This window comes from Actinomycetota bacterium (assembly GCA_014360655.1).
Lineage (GTDB): Bacteria > Actinomycetota > Geothermincolia > Geothermincolales > RBG-13-55-18 > JACIXC01.
Genome location: JACIXC010000014.1, coordinates 25,583 through 40,641, shown reverse-complemented (window position 1 = coordinate 40,641; position 15,059 = coordinate 25,583). Strand labels below are relative to the sequence as shown.

11 protein-coding genes and 1 CRISPR repeat array are annotated in these 15,059 nt (G+C 54.1%); of the genes, 1 reads left to right on the top strand and 10 read right to left on the bottom strand.

Translation table 11 applies throughout. The features are described from left to right. Nucleotides 1-171 precede the first annotated feature (171 nt). The gene (locus tag H5T73_09975; GenBank protein MBC7248093.1) at nt 172-1,455 is read left to right on the top strand and encodes a UDP-glucose/GDP-mannose dehydrogenase family protein; all 1,284 of its coding nucleotides are present in this window, start codon (nt 172-174) and stop codon (nt 1,453-1,455) included. Between the two features lie 72 nt (nt 1,456-1,527). Here the strand turns inward: H5T73_09975 and H5T73_09970 are convergent, their stop codons facing one another. The 10 genes from H5T73_09970 to H5T73_09925 form a co-directional block, all read right to left on the bottom strand. Next, a complete protein-coding gene (locus tag H5T73_09970; protein ID MBC7248092.1) occupies nt 1,528-2,193 on the bottom strand; it encodes a hypothetical protein in 666 nt (221 codons plus the stop codon). A gap of 332 nt (nt 2,194-2,525) precedes the next feature. Continuing rightward, nucleotides 2,526-4,930: a CRISPR direct-repeat array (repeat unit 37 nt; unit sequence GCTTCAATGCTTGTTTTCCTGGCTCTATTACTGCAAC). Nucleotides 4,931-5,015: 85 nt separating this feature from the next. Next, on the bottom strand, nt 5,016-5,618 hold the full coding sequence (gene cas4, locus H5T73_09965; protein MBC7248091.1) for a CRISPR-associated protein Cas4: 603 nt from the start codon (nt 5,616-5,618) through the stop codon (nt 5,016-5,018). Between the two features lie 4 nt (nt 5,619-5,622). Beyond that, entirely contained in the window at nt 5,623-5,931 is a 309-nt protein-coding gene (gene cas2, locus H5T73_09960; GenBank protein ID MBC7248090.1) for a CRISPR-associated endonuclease Cas2, read from the bottom strand. Between the two features lies 1 nt (nt 5,932). Further along, a complete protein-coding gene (gene cas1, locus H5T73_09955; GenBank protein MBC7248089.1) occupies nt 5,933-6,943 on the bottom strand; it encodes a CRISPR-associated endonuclease Cas1 in 1,011 nt (336 codons plus the stop codon). Further along, nucleotides 6,934-7,626 carry a hypothetical protein gene (locus tag H5T73_09950; GenBank protein MBC7248088.1) on the bottom strand — a complete coding sequence of 231 codons (693 nt, stop codon included), beginning with the start codon at nt 7,624-7,626 and terminating at the stop codon, nt 6,934-6,936. The genes cas1 and H5T73_09950 overlap by 10 nt, the downstream gene beginning before the upstream one ends. After that, nucleotides 7,620-8,294, bottom strand: a complete 675-nt coding sequence (locus H5T73_09945) for a hypothetical protein (protein MBC7248087.1) — start codon at nt 8,292-8,294, stop codon at nt 7,620-7,622. The genes H5T73_09950 and H5T73_09945 overlap by 7 nt, the downstream gene beginning before the upstream one ends. Next, nucleotides 8,287-9,066, bottom strand: a complete 780-nt coding sequence (gene cas7d, locus H5T73_09940; protein ID MBC7248086.1) for a type I-D CRISPR-associated protein Cas7/Csc2 — start codon at nt 9,064-9,066, stop codon at nt 8,287-8,289. The genes H5T73_09945 and cas7d overlap by 8 nt, the downstream gene beginning before the upstream one ends. 58 nt (nt 9,067-9,124) lie before the next feature. Next, nucleotides 9,125-11,722, bottom strand: a complete 2,598-nt coding sequence (locus H5T73_09935) for an HD domain-containing protein (protein MBC7248085.1) — start codon at nt 11,720-11,722, stop codon at nt 9,125-9,127. Next, the gene (gene cas3, locus H5T73_09930; GenBank protein MBC7248084.1) at nt 11,715-13,286 is read right to left on the bottom strand and encodes a type I-D CRISPR-associated helicase Cas3'; all 1,572 of its coding nucleotides are present in this window, start codon (nt 13,284-13,286) and stop codon (nt 11,715-11,717) included. The genes H5T73_09935 and cas3 overlap by 8 nt, the downstream gene beginning before the upstream one ends. 435 nt (nt 13,287-13,721) lie before the next feature. Beyond that, the gene (locus tag H5T73_09925) at nt 13,722-14,843 is read right to left on the bottom strand and encodes a glycosyltransferase family 4 protein (GenBank protein MBC7248083.1); all 1,122 of its coding nucleotides are present in this window, start codon (nt 14,841-14,843) and stop codon (nt 13,722-13,724) included. Between the last annotated feature and the right edge of the window lie 216 nt (nt 14,844-15,059).

Genomic DNA, 15,059 nt, shown 5'->3' with positions numbered 1-15,059 from the left:
CCATGCGAAAAGATCGCAAAGGAGAGTGCGCCCGGGCTCCGGAACGGTTTGAAATGGCGGCGGGGAAGGGTTTATGCTTGCTGGCAGGAAGCGAGCGAGGGGATGAACGGCGCGAGCTTCCTCTCGCGGAGGCGGATACCGCAAGGGGAACGGAACGAGGCGGACGGAGAGATGCGAATAACGGTCATCGGCACGGGATACGTGGGCCTGGTCACCGGCGCCTGTTTCGCCGACCTCGGTCACGAGGTCATGGGCGTCGACAAGGACCCCGCAAAGGTGGCGCGCCTGGAGAAGGGCGAGGCGGGCATCTTCGAGGTCGGGCTGCCGGAGCTCCTCTCCCGCCACCTGGGCGGCAACCTGGCCTTCACCACCGACACCCGCGAGGCGGTGCGCCGGTCGGAGATAGTCTTCATCACCGTGGGCACCCCCCAGGGCGAGGACGGGAGCGCGGACCTGACCCACGTGCGGGAGGCGGCGGAGGAGATCGCCGCGGGCATCGACGGCTACAAGGTCATCGTCAACAAGAGCACCATGCCCGTGGGCTCCACCCGCCTGGTGGAGAGGATCGTCCGCGAGCTGTCCGGGGGCGAGGAGTTCGACGTGGTCAGCAACCCCGAGTTCCTGCGCGAGGGTACGGCGGTGCGGGACTTCATGCACCCCGACCGCATCGTAGTCGGCACCGACAGCCAGCGGGCGGCGGGGATCATGGCCGAGCTCTACCGCCCCCTGAACGCCCCCCTCCTCATCACCGACCCCGCCAGCGCGGAGATGATAAAGTACGCCTCCAACGCCTTCCTGGCCACCAAGGTCTCCTTCATCAACGCCATCGCCAACATCTGCGAGGCGGTGGACGCCGACGTGAAGGAGGTGGCCCTGGGTATGGGGTACGACCGCCGCATAGGCTTCGAGTTCCTGCGCTCCGGCCCGGGGTTCGGGGGCTCCTGCTTCCCCAAGGACTGCCGGGCCCTCATCGAGATCGCGCGCGAGCACGGGTATAACTTCTACCTCCTGGAGGGGGTCATGCAGGTCAACCGGGAGCAGATGGAGCTCATGGTGAGGAAGGTGGAGGGCCGCCTGGGAGAGCTGGAAGGGAAAACCATCGCCGCCTGGGGCCTGGCTTTCAAGGCCGGCACCGACGACGTGCGCGAATCTCCAGCCATGGAGATCGTGCGCATGCTCGCGGAGCGCGGGGCGCGAGTGCGCGCCTACGACCCCCACGCCATGGAGAACGCCCGCCTCGCTTTCCCCGGCCTGGAGTGCGCGGAGAGCGCCCTGGACGCCGTGCGGGACGCGGACCTACTGCTCATCCTCACCGACTGGGAGGAGTTCAAGCTGCAGGACTTCCGCGCCGTGGGGGAGCTCATGCGCCGCAGGGAGATCCTGGACACCCGCAACTGCCTAGAGCCCCTTTCCGTCCGCCGACTCGGCTTCACCTACGAAGGCGTCGGCCGCTGAGCAGCCCGCCCCTCCCGCGGTAACGTGCCGCCCTCCGGACCGACATGGTTCCTCTCCGGGTCCAGCCGGACCTCAGAGCGTCCACTCCCCGACCGTCTTCCAATCCTTACCCTGGTAGACCTGGACCTGCATCCGCAGGCCGCTCGCCCCTTCCAGGACGAGGAAGGCGACGGCCGTGGAATACTCGGCGGCATCCGTGAAGGCGACGTCCGAGATATCCTTCCTCCCCAACTTCCTCGTCGCCGACATGTGGAGGGAAACGCCGGTCTCGTAGACCGTGCCCTGGCCGTCCACGAGAACGAAGCGGGGTGCCGGGTCGGTCCCCGTCTCGAAGTGTCTGAGCGGGTGGGTGTTGCCGCCGGGGTTGGAAGCGTCTCCCCTTACCTTCATCAGGACCACCAGGTAGGTCTTCCCCTCCACCTGCGGCTCGAGCGTCCCCAGCTCCTCCTCCACCTGCGTTCCTTCCACCAGGTAATGGCACACCGCCGTGCCGGCAGGGCCCTGCTTGTACACTCCTCCCTCCGATACATAGGTACGAGTGGGAAAGGAGACATCCACCCACTGGTTAAGGGAGAATCTCTTCGCTTCTACCGCCTGCGCAGACCCGCCAGGGGTACTTTCGGAAGTGGCGGGCGGCTCTCCCTCCCGGTCGGATTTCCCGCCGCAACCGGGAGCCAGGAGGAGCGTCATGGCCATGCACGCAAGAACCAGCAAGAGAAACACCCTTTTCCCTTTCATGCGCCTCACCTCCTGTTTCCGGCTGGAAACCATGTCTTTTTCACAGGAATGATAATACATCTTCCAACAACGCTTCAAATGCTTGCACGCCTTCATCATCTCCAGGATCGACATGGTCGGTCTCCCGCGAGGGCCCGGTGGCGGCGGGGAGCTCTCCGCCGATGGCTCCGCCCGGGGCGGAACGTCGGTCTCGGCATCGTGATCATACAGAAGGCCACCCATGACAGGGATCAACATATATCGGCAAGATGGACAGTCGATACGTCACGGTCCTGACCGTATCTCCAGGTATCCAAAGACCTTGTTTCGTAACAACATTTTTTATCCACCGTGCTTCAATGCTTGTTTTCCTGGCTCTATTACTGCAACTCATATACCAGAACCTACGCCTTTAGTGGTTCCCTCGCTTCAATGCTTGTTTTCCTGGCTCTATTACTGCAACTTCGGCGGGTCAGCCGTTAAATGTCGGACTGTATCAGCTTCAATGCTTGTTTTCCTGGCTCTATTACTGCAACCAGCGTGTTCTCGAGCGACGGCGTGGAGAGGGCCAAGCTTCAATGCTTGTTTTCCTGGCTCTATTACTGCAACTCAACAGGTCCAAAATCGGGTGTGCGTCGTCTACGAGCTTCAATGCTTGTTTTCCTGGCTCTATTACTGCAACGGTAGAGGAGTATGCCAATGCCATGCTGCGATATCTGCTTCAATGCTTGTTTTCCTGGCTCTATTACTGCAACCCCGCCCACTTCCCCTCGGTGAGCTTTAGGTTGCTTATGCTTCAATGCTTGTTTTCCTGGCTCTATTACTGCAACGTGATGCTTGTAGTCATGGGAGATGACCCAGCGCCCAGAGCTTCAATGCTTGTTTTCCTGGCTCTATTACTGCAACCGGGCGAAGTTAATGCGATGGGAAGACCGATATTATGCTGCTTCAATGCTTGTTTTCCTGGCTCTATTACTGCAACCTGGCTTTGCTGAACCAGGGCCCAGATGCATTCGATGCTTCAATGCTTGTTTTCCTGGCTCTATTACTGCAACTGGTCTGCGGGGCGAGCTCACAAGAGCTTGAAAACCTGCTTCAATGCTTGTTTTCCTGGCTCTATTACTGCAACTACCTTAATCTAACCGCCGATAATACCTATTATGTGCTTCAATGCTTGTTTTCCTGGCTCTATTACTGCAACTAAAGGAGCAATGGTCGAACCTGCTACAGCGCAATGTGGCTTCAATGCTTGTTTTCCTGGCTCTATTACTGCAACCGTGTACGGCTCCAGAAAGCGCGCCGAAACCGTGGCAGCTTCAATGCTTGTTTTCCTGGCTCTATTACTGCAACTTGTCAGTCTTACATCCCTTATAATCGGATGGCGATTGCTTCAATGCTTGTTTTCCTGGCTCTATTACTGCAACCCAGGGCGGAGAGAAGGGGGGGAGGAAGGATGATGAAGCTTCAATGCTTGTTTTCCTGGCTCTATTACTGCAACAACAAAAAGCCTCGGAGAGAAATTCGCGATACTGAAGCTTCAATGCTTGTTTTCCTGGCTCTATTACTGCAACCTTTCGAGTATGAAACTTGTATCTCGGGCGGCGAGTGCTTCAATGCTTGTTTTCCTGGCTCTATTACTGCAACTATGACGCGGATTTCCCCCACTTCGTACCCATTCCAGAGCTTCAATGCTTGTTTTCCTGGCTCTATTACTGCAACTTTTCCGTGAATTGCGTGGCCGTGTCGATCAGCGCCAGCAGCTTCAATGCTTGTTTTCCTGGCTCTATTACTGCAACCTTCGGCGGGCCAACCATTAAATGTCGGGCTGTACCAGCTTCAATGCTTGTTTTCCTGGCTCTATTACTGCAACTAGTATCGGCTCGATTTTCGTCACCGTAGGAGCAGACCTGCTTCAATGCTTGTTTTCCTGGCTCTATTACTGCAACTGTGGAGCGATGGATTCAGTTGATCGGCAGTCAAATGGCTTCAATGCTTGTTTTCCTGGCTCTATTACTGCAACCAGAAATTGTGTCACGAGCGAGGGCTAAAATATATAGCTTCAATGCTTGTTTTCCTGGCTCTATTACTGCAACGCGGGCGGTAACCGCAGCCTATTCGCAAACAGGTTTTGCTTCAATGCTTGTTTTCCTGGCTCTATTACTGCAACGATATACGCTTTTGCTGGATTAATTTGAAAGGGAGGTGCTTCAATGCTTGTTTTCCTGGCTCTATTACTGCAACTGACATTTTACCGCATTGCTGCCTGGCCCGCAGGTCAAGCTTCAATGCTTGTTTTCCTGGCTCTATTACTGCAACTGTGGAGCGATGGATTCAGTTGATCGGCAGTCAAATGGCTTCAATGCTTGTTTTCCTGGCTCTATTACTGCAACCAGAAATTGTGTCACGAGCGAGGGCTAAAATATATAGCTTCAATGCTTGTTTTCCTGGCTCTATTACTGCAACGCGGGCGGTAACCGCAGCCTATTCGCAAACAGGTTTTGCTTCAATGCTTGTTTTCCTGGCTCTATTACTGCAACGATATACGCTTTTGCTGGATTAATTTGAAAGGGAGGTGCTTCAATGCTTGTTTTCCTGGCTCTATTACTGCAACTGACATTTTACCGCATTGCTGCCTGGCCCGCAGGTCAAGCTTCAATGCTTGTTTTCCTGGCTCTATTACTGCAACTTCCTTAAAACGGAGGAGAGGTTTGAGCATTCACTGCTTCAATGCTTGTTTTCCTGGCTCTATTACTGCAACAGCTTTTAGAAATATAATATATGCTGGGATTTTTAATATCGCAAACTCAAGAAAACCCTGTGGGTATATTTTTGGAGAAAATTCCTTAAGACCCACCACCAAGGGCACATATCTTGCGATAGCAGCAATCCCAGCAGCATCGCCAGGACATCGGCTTTCCTGTCACTATTTCGTTTTCAAGGAGCGAGTTCATCTCGGCAATCAAAGATTCTACCTTTCTCTTATCCTTATCGAATATCTCAATCTTCTGCGTAAGGCCATCCCTTAAATAATAAATGTATCCGACATGAACTTCGGCTTTCAACTCTTCCTCGAGCATTATCGCGTAACATGCCAGTTGAAGTATTGTGTTCCCATGCGGCGATCGCGGAGGAATCTTGCCATTCTTAATCTCCAATGGCGCAGGTACGCTTCCTGGGTACAGGACATAATCACATTTGCCGGCAAGCATTAACCTCACAGATCGAATTGACCGGTCCGGAATGAACTTCGCACCCCTTATGCCCCCCACACCTCTTTCAGGGTGTTTTCTAACCTTCCTGGCATACTCACGCTGCTTGTTAATACCTTCTTCTGTTTTGGTCGTTTTGCTTTGTGGAATTTTCAGCACATGCCAATGATAAGTAATCCAAGGGCAATAGGCATGGTTGAGGATATCCGAAACAGACCAGAAACCTTCTTTGTTCATGGCATCAGAATACCTTAAGCCTGTCTTTGTTCTTATCGGGAAAGGATCTTTTATGACCTAAAAGAATCTTCTTGATGAAACAAGTCTCACACAAAGGCAATATATAGATGGCATCATATTCGTTCATATATTGCTGATCTTCTTCCTTGAGAAGATTTTCTAACTCAATCCTCAGCATCTCCATTCTGTTTTGAGTCAATTCCCCAGCAAAACAGCTCTTCTGAATTCTTGCCAATCCAAAATCCTTGCACTTTCGCGCCACGCGATTGCGCAACCTGTCGTCTGTGATATCATAAATAGCAAGAAGTTTCATATTAATTCCATTTATATATAAATCCGTCCACTTTCTTCGCATCATCAAGCAGGAAAGCCGCAACGTCTCTTATGCAGACCAGGATAATGTCTTGGAATTTCCTCTTTCGTCCTTTATGCTGTATTTCCTTGTCAAACCTTTCATACAACTTTTCGAGCAGCTTTTTTCTGCCCGTTTCATTAAGATACAATCCCTCCGATTCCGCGTACGGCATGAAATCAGAATGTTTAAAAGACCTTTTCACAAAGAGCGTCACGACAACGCGATCTACTAGAGGCTGTCGAAAGGGTTCCATGAGGTCGAGTGACATGGAAGGCTTGCCGAACCTATCCGTATGCAAATAACCCAGAAAGGGATCGAGCCCGGCAAGTATGCATGCCCTTTCGACTTTTCCGTAAAGCACCGCGTAGCCATAGGAAAGCGCCGCGTTCACGGGATCCTTTGGGGGTCTTTTTTCACGACCGAAAAAGCCGTATTCTTCTGGGATAATGGAAGTAAGCGCCTGGATATAGAGTCGCGAACAGCCGCCTTCCAGGGCAAACATGTCGTTCCTGACAAGCTCAATATTTTCCGCGTCCCACGAAGCCGACTTAACACGCTTCAGTATCACCTCCGCAGCTTCCTCAACGGAAGCTATTTCGCGCTCTTTGTTGAGGGCCTTAAGGAAATAGGCCTGGTTTAAACCCTTTGCCTTAATCATCGCTTCCGCGACCTTAACGCCCTTACTGGTATAGAGTGCTTCCATCTGCTTACGTCGTGTCAACGCAGTCCCCCCAAACTTGCAGGGCCAAATCCTCGAGACTGGCTTGCCGCCCCGGGATAGACACACGATATCAACGTTCTTATCCGCCGCAAGAGCGATGGCGTCCGTAGAGATATGCGTCCCCAGGCTCAGGATGATTTGCGTAACGTCATCGGCGCATATTTCTTCCTCATCATCGCCCCTTCTGACAAGGAAGCAGTTGCTTTTCCTTCGGAGAGAAGCCCCAAAGGAGTCAATCACTAAATCCAATCCCACCCCTCCCCCAATACCGTTCCATAACCGATGGAGACATGCCTGCCGAGCCCGAGGAGTGGCGGCAATTCGATATTGGCCTCGAACTCACCGAGAAAACCGTGCTCGACCAGGTCGTGGCGAGAAAGTTGCAAGGACGTCATGTCTACCAGCGACCTCACCTTCAACGGAAAATCGATCACGATACCCAAGGGCTTGGCAATGGACAGTATATTGCCAACAAGAATGCCGTTGAGCAGCGACTTCCTTTCCGCCCAGTCGGCAGTCTCACGGAAAGCGATGTAATTTTCGCGGTTGAAAGCCAACCATGGCGTGAGAAACCTGTATTGTTTCGGTTCACTTGCCGAAATCTTCGCGCTACCCTCACGCAGGACGATTTCCCTGATCACGTGAGGGCCAAGCCTTACCTCGGCTTCATGGATGTTGCCGTAAATCGCCCTTATCTCTTCCACTCCATCGCCTATGCCGTAAAGCAAGGGCACGCCCCGGTAACTCTTATATTGCACCATCGGGTACTGAAAAATGGATTTCCCCGAAACCGGGTCGTGTTGGTGAAGGAGGGGCCTGCCCGGGAAAGCGGCGTTCACCCACCTGCGAAGTGTGCCGGGGTTTGGGCATACCTTCCTCAACTGCTCAAACACGATGCAAGCCCAGGGTAAAGCATCCATATACATCACCACGCATCCGGGAGAGCCACATAACATTGCTTTCCGCCGATATCAACAGCCAAGCAGCGGTCTGCACATGCGCGGTTTACCAGCGGATAAGGAAGCATGGAAATCAGAACCCCTTTCTTCGCGTGGGTCACCAGTGGATCCACGGGGTGACTCGCCACTCCTCCTTCCCCAGGTAACACCTTATTCGCTTCCTGCAAACTCACCTTAACCGGGGAGCGAAAACGGCCAAGGCGTATGCGTTCCGGGAATTCAACTGCTTCCTTACAGATAATAAAGCCGGTAAAAACCGTGCCGGGCGGGAGCATGGAAACCCTGCTTACACGCAGCACTTCTCCGCCTTTGCCCGTGATGCTGCCGTACCCCTCCCTATCGCCTTTAATGAGGAAGGTCACAAGCTCCATTCCATACGAACTTTCCAAACTCGCCGGCGTGGCGTAAAAACCCGCTCCGGGTATAAGGGAGCTGGAATACTCCGGGACGTTTCTGCCTTCCGAAGTCGCCATAAAATACGGCTGCTTCTCCGGAAACAGGTTCATGGCATAGGCCAGAGCGTAATTCACAGCCGTGGCATGCAGGCACCTGGGGGTCACCGTACCGGCTATCGCTTCGCGAGCATAGAAGAGGAAGTCCTCGAGCTCCAGGTTGTAACGGAATATTATCATTTTAGTCATTCGACGCTTCCTTGATTTCCTTTACCAATGCGTCTGTTTCTTTTTGCAGACGCATGAACGCTTCCTTAACGGGAGGAAGCTCCAGCTTCAGTTTGGAAACCTCGTCTAACCCGTCTTCCCGCAATAACTCATAGGCGGAATATACTTCACGATCGAAAATCCCGCCTCCCAAAATCTCCATCCTGCAACGACCCCACTCCACGCTGCGAGCGCCTATGCGGGTAAACCTTTCCAAGCCATCGACTAGGAGGGCCGCCATTTCGGGTGTCGGATCCTTCAATGTTATCACCCCGATAAACTCGGTATCCGCGGGCACGGTCACCAGGGTCATCAACGCCTGTCCCGTGGTATGCTTCATCTCCCCTACCGCATTAGCCGTGTAGTTCAATGGATCGATGGTCTCTCCCTTAGAAATAAAGGTCTCTCCCAGGACCCTGGAGAGGAGATTGTAATCCACTTTCGCGGTGCCGGTTTCGCCCGTACCCCCGAAGAGAAGACAAGTCGGGCATGCCAGGCACAAGGATTCCTTCAAAAAACAGTTTTTCCCAAAACCCAGGTCGCGTCCCCTCTCGGCCACCAGGCGCCGCAGCTTCGCCTTTACCTTTCGCCAGGGGATGATGAAACGCTCCCCTAAAGGTTCCCGGTAACGGAAGGTGAGCACCTCTTCAGGCTCGTTGGAGCGAATGATGGCGGGATCAAGAAGCCTCAAAGCAGTTACCACCTGCAGATAGCGTGCCCTGGGCAGGTTGCTTACGTCTGAATAGAATCTCATCTTAACCTCCTTTTCAAGAATCACCGACCATAAATCTCTGCCTCCTAGCCCTTAAGTTCTAGTCTTTAAAAATCATGTCCAAATCCTCATAGCGAGTAAAGGCGTAGATGCCGTTCATAAGCGCATTTTTCGCTTTAAGAAAGTCGGAGAAGCTCTCCTGTCGCAGCTTGAAATATCTCATGAGAATTTCCTTGCTTCTCCTCACGAATTCGTCCATGCCCTTCCTTTCCTCCTTCCCTATTTTTACCGATAGCTGTGCCAGCAGTTTTGCCATGGCAGTGTCGAAATCGCGGCCGAGCATCATCTCGTTCAGAGGCGCTTGAACCGCCTTGGTGGCCTTGTGCTTGGTCAGGTTTTTTCGAAAGTCATAACGCGCTTCCGGTTCCACGCAATATTTAGGAATATTGCGCGCGAAAAATGCTGCGTCTTTCAATAAATCGCCCATGGTTATCATTCCCCCTTTCAAGATAGGGCGGTCTGCCCTCAATAACGCCTGCAAGTAATAAGACAGCTGCTCTTTTTCAAGCAGCGGTTTTCCCTTCTCGTCGCTTTCCATAGACCTTCCAATGGCCAGGCTTGGTTGATTGGCGATAATGCCAGCCGCAAAACAGTGCGGATTTCTTTTTATTGATGCCAAAGTCTTGGCAAGCAGGAGCACCGAAACGGCATCGTAAAAAGTCCGCAGCGTCGCAACCCTTTTCTCCCCGAAAAGGCCATATCTGAACTCAAGATCGTTGGTTATGCAAACACCAAAGCCGAGAAGGCTCATAAGGTCATAAAGCGGCGCGTATACGGCTCGCTGATTCTTTAACGAAAAAGTCCCCCGAGCAGACTCAAGGCTTGCAAAAATACCGAAAGGACTGTAAAGAAAAGCCTCCCGCTTGTCAATGTCATTTTCCTGCCCTAATGCACCCTTGGGCAAAGGCAGCTTCAATCCAGCCGGCAGAGGTAAACCCATGTCGTCCTTAGGGCTTACTATCAGCTTTAACCGCCTGGGCGTAAGGAAACCGTCTTCGATGCGTTTAACCAGGTCGAAAAGCTTCTCCTCCAACCCTACCTCTACTTTTGAAGTAATCCACAGTGTCGTAGAAACCACACCACCCTGCTTGCCGCTTCGCACAAGGCTCAAATCGAATGCGCAAAGATAACACACCGCCCGTGGCGACGTGGGTTGCGATTTAACGTAAGAAAAGCATTGAATGAAGCCGTCAGGGGCTTCCTGCCCAAGCTTCTGGGTAAAAGCTGATCCGCACATTTCGCAACATCCCTTGCGATAATCGGGGTTCTTCTTGTACCTTTTATAAGCCTGTAACCTTTGTGTAGCAATCTCCTGGAAATCCGTTTCCACGGGGAACGATATCATGGCGATGATCTCTTTCAGCCGCTCTTCTACCGCATCACCTTCCCTACGTGCGGCGCACGCAAGAGCAAGGAGAAAATCATATAGCTCTTCCGCCTTGAAGCCACTTAACTCCTTCCCCATAGCATTTTCTTCAGGCGCTTGCCCTATATCTTCGAGGGCCTTGCGGACGTCTTCGTTCAATAAATCCTTGAGAGTCAGTTTGTCCATCAGAAATGAGAGGGCTTCCCGACGTTCGACCTTTCCATCCGAACGTTTTGGCAAGTCATAATTCATCCTCAAAGCCCACTCCTTAGCCGCCTTGGAGATGGCGCTTCTTCCTATGACGACACCGTGCACAACGTTCATCTGCCAGTTGTTCCTATGGGAACTCGGTCCGCAACCGTGCAGCTTCATCAACTCGCTCAGAAGCTTGAAAAAAGCACGGGCCCTCATCTCGACATTGGCCAAATCTTCGGTTACTCTGGCTTTATGAATTACAAGGTAATCATCCGGAAATTCGGCGCTAAAACCGATTAGCAGCATGTCCGTTCCATAATCAGGGCTGATGTTTTTCATAGTGTTTTCGACCACATACCTATAAACTTTTTTTGCAATACCCTTCGGGTCCGGGTAAGTCGCCTTGCCGGTTTTCGCCACCACGGCGGCGTTGGAGAAGAGAACCAACCTAAAATAACCCAGTTCCTCAAAGGCCTCCAAGGTCTTTGTGGCGATTATCGACGTGGAGGGTCCGGGTTCCCTCCCTATCTCGAAATAGGTGAGATGCAGCAAGGGCTCAGAAGAACCCGGCACGGTAAACATGGCGTTGATGCGTTCAATGGTGCCCACGTCTACGCCATCCATGGAAGCGAGCCAGTCGCTGACGCGCAGAAGAAGGACTCCCGAAGAAGAATATGTTGTGCTGTTCTTTATGACATCCTCATCACTGACGCTGTGGTGTGTTACGGCAATATCGTAAGCGGCTTTCACTTGCTTATCGCTCGGCAAAACCGCGAGCCCATGGGCATTTATAATGTAATCGTATACCTCTTCATACTTCAGCTTGTGCTTTACACGAGTGCCTTCTTTTTCACCTGACAGCACCGCCTGTGCATCCTCGCGCATCTTGCCCATATCGTGGATGAGACATGCCAGCTGAAGAGGAACCACGAGCTCCTGCGGAAAGGTAGGGAGCATCTCGAGCAGCCTCATGCATACCTTATACACGGTGAAGTGGTGCATCCAGAGAGGTTCCCCGCTGGACTTGGCCAGGAAACCCAGCTGTGGCTCGAGAAACAATCGCACGTCCTCAATCATCAAGTACCTCCCTTTTAAAGTAGAAATATTCCTTGTCTGCCAGCTTTACCACCCACTCGTCTTCTGCCGACTTAACGGAAACGACGGGCACGTAGCGGTCACGGAACCTATGCGCCCTAACGATTCCCGCCACGGGAAACAAAGCGACCCTCATCATGACCGCCGGGATATCCTCATCCCTCACACCGAATTCGTGCAGCAACCTGACCAGGTCGTCCGCATCGCGTGGAATATCATCTTTATCCTCGACTTCGTACATGGAAAAGATGCCCGGCCCGTATATATAGCAATCACCACGCGGATCCACAAGCAGGAAGCTCGGCGTGTCCCCCCTGAACAGTTCGCCGCTTGTCCAGTCCTGACAGGGATCAGGCAAGTATTCTCGCAGAATCCTTTCGAATTCAACCCTTGGTATCTCGTCTCTCTCAGGCCGGTAAGGTTTGAAGCTCCGGTCGCTTAAAAGCAAGGCTTGACCGGGACGCAACCTACCCACACGGCCCAACCTTTGGATGGCCGCTGTCCAGCTGCTGCCCTCGAAGACGAGGGAGGAAAAATCCATGCTTATCCCAACCTCGATGGAGGAAGTTCCGAGTACAACGCTGTTTTCATCGAGATCTATTGCATCCTTCACCATCCCGTCATACCGCAGAAACCTTAAGTGTTGGAACTCGTTTCTCAGAACGGACTCGACCTGCATGAGTCGAAATATGGAATCGAAAATCACCGCCGTCGGGCGCGCCATGTCAGGAAGCGCGGTTCTCAACCGTTCCAGCAGCTTGTACGCATTTCGGTATTCAAACTCGGCGATTTCCACCCTCAAGGGATGATTAAAGACCCTTCCCTCTACCTCCTGCATATCCGTTTCTTGAAAAGAGATATCCACAATACTTCCTTTAAAATCCAACATAATATCTTCCCGCATATAGGGAGTGGCCGACATGAGCACCACCTTCGACACCCTTCCCTCACCGAGCTTGTTGAGCAGCCTGTAGAAATTAGAAAGATCCGCGTAGCAGTGGAACTCGTCAAAAAATACTATTGAACCGGCCAACGCCTCCTGGAGCCTGGCGAAGTTCTTGTATTTTTTGGAATATATCAACCACAACACGTCGGGCGTGGTGAGGACGATATTCTTACCGCCTATGAATGGTGCGAGGCAGAAAATCCTTGAGAGTATTTCCCCACGCGCCAGTTTCGATACTTCGCCATAATTTCTCATTGCAAGATCGAACAAAGACCGCGACGTGTATTCAGCAACGAAAAGGTCGTATTTGCGGTCGTGGGGTTTCGTGTCGTACGGCCAGTGATAAACACTTTCGCCCCTTGAAATGCTCGCTGACTGGGCATTCACGAGTATGGTCGTCGGGAAGGTGGCGATCACCGGTGCGTTGCAGTACTGCAACGCTTTTCGGATGGCGGTGGTCTTGCCCACGCCAACCGGCGCCTCCACCTTTATCATGCCAACTTCTGGATCACGCAAGGCCTCGATTAAGTCAATCTGGAACGGGTGGAGTCTGCCGAACGGCGAATCGACAACTTCCGCTGCTCTACCTTGAACCCTCAACAGGCAACCCCCACATGCTTCACCATCACATTTTTATCATATATACCGCCTTTTTCAAATATCGCCTCTCCCAACCTCGCAACTATCATTAGAAGTTTATTATCCAGCAGTGACACTTACTCCGAATCACGTACCCATCCTGAAGGGACCGTTTCCTTTCCACACAAGAAAACAACCCCAAGTTTTCGTATATCACATGGCAGTGACAAAGCCGCGCATACTCCTACGTTTAATTGCAGCAGGATTGAAGCGGCGCCCTTTTTCACCGGCACTCAGGGAAGCATAACAAGAGTTTTTCCACGATTGTGAATAGTGGCTACATCACAGAATATCAATGAAACACTCCGCGTCTATAGAACATAACCCAACGGGGTAATCCATGCGCCTGGGTTGGCCATCTCAAAGTCGCAACGGCTTCGTGGTTAAAATCGGCGATTAGAGGGCTTCCCGGTAGGCTTCCAGCGTGAGCTCCACGGTGCGTGACCAGGGATAGCACGCGGCGCGTTCCCTCCCCAGCTCCGCGAGCTGGGCGCGCAGGTCGCCGTCCCGCGCCAGGCGGCGCAGGGCCTTGCGCATGTCCATGACGTCCCCGGGATCCACCAGCAGGGCGGCCCCCTCGGCCACCTCGAGGAGCGCCGAGGTACGGGAGGTGATGACGGGCACGCCGCGGGCCATGGCTTCCAGCACGGGCAGGCCGAAGCCCTCGTAGAGGGAGGGGTAGACGAAGATGCCGGCCCCGCGGAAGATCGCCTCCAGCTCCTCGCGCGGCAGGAAACCCAGCCACCTCACCCCCTGCTGCGACAGGATGCGGTTGAGTTCCCAGCGCCCCAGCCATCCCTGCGGCCCCACCAGGATCAGCTGACCGACCGCCCTGCGGTCCTCCTCGTCCAGGGAAGCATAGGCCTGGACCAGTCGGGGCAGGTTCTTGCGCGGCTCGATGGTGCCCACGAAGAGGAGGTATCCGGGCTCCAGGCCGTGCCCCGCCAGCACCCGCTCCACTTCCCCGTCCGCGAGCGAAGGCGGTGCCTCCACGCCCTGGGGAACCACCCTCACGCGGGGATCGCCCCTTCCGGTGAGCGCGCGCAGCTCCCTCGCCGTGTTCCCCGAAACGGCGAGTATCAGCCCCGCCTTCTTCAGGATGAGGGTAAGGCCGCGGCGGTGAAAGAGCCGCCACTGCGTGGGGAAGGCCCCGGGGAATCTCACCACGCCCAGGTCGTGCACGGTGGCCACCAGGGGAGCGCGCGAGGGCGGGCAGACCAGGGAAGGGGCGTGCACCAGGTCCAGCCTCCCCAGGTAGCTTTCCAGGTGCGGCCTTTCCAGGCTGTGCCACATGGCGCCGGTCACGTCGCGGCGGCCGGGGAGACGCCGGGCGCGGACGTTGGGCAGCCCCGGAAAGGGTTGCGCTCCCTCGGGCCCGTGATGGAGCAGGACAAGCTCATCCCCGGGCAGGGCGGCGGCGATCCCCGGCACCAGTTGGCGCAGGTAAGTCCCGATCCCGCCCGGCTGACGGTAATAGAGCTGGTCGGCGAATACGGCTATCCTCATGCCCCTTATCATAGGCGCCGCCTCCCCGCGCCCTCAACCCTGCCTCCGCGTACCGTGAAACCCGGACCCGTCCCGCCCTCGACCCACCTCCGCGCGGACCTCGACCCCGGACCCGTCCCTGCCCCTGCCCTCGATCCCGCACACCCTCGGACCCGGGCACCCCGCCTCCAACGTCCCCTCGGGGCCACCGGCGCGCCGCGCATCGCGCCCTCCGCAGGATGTCAACCC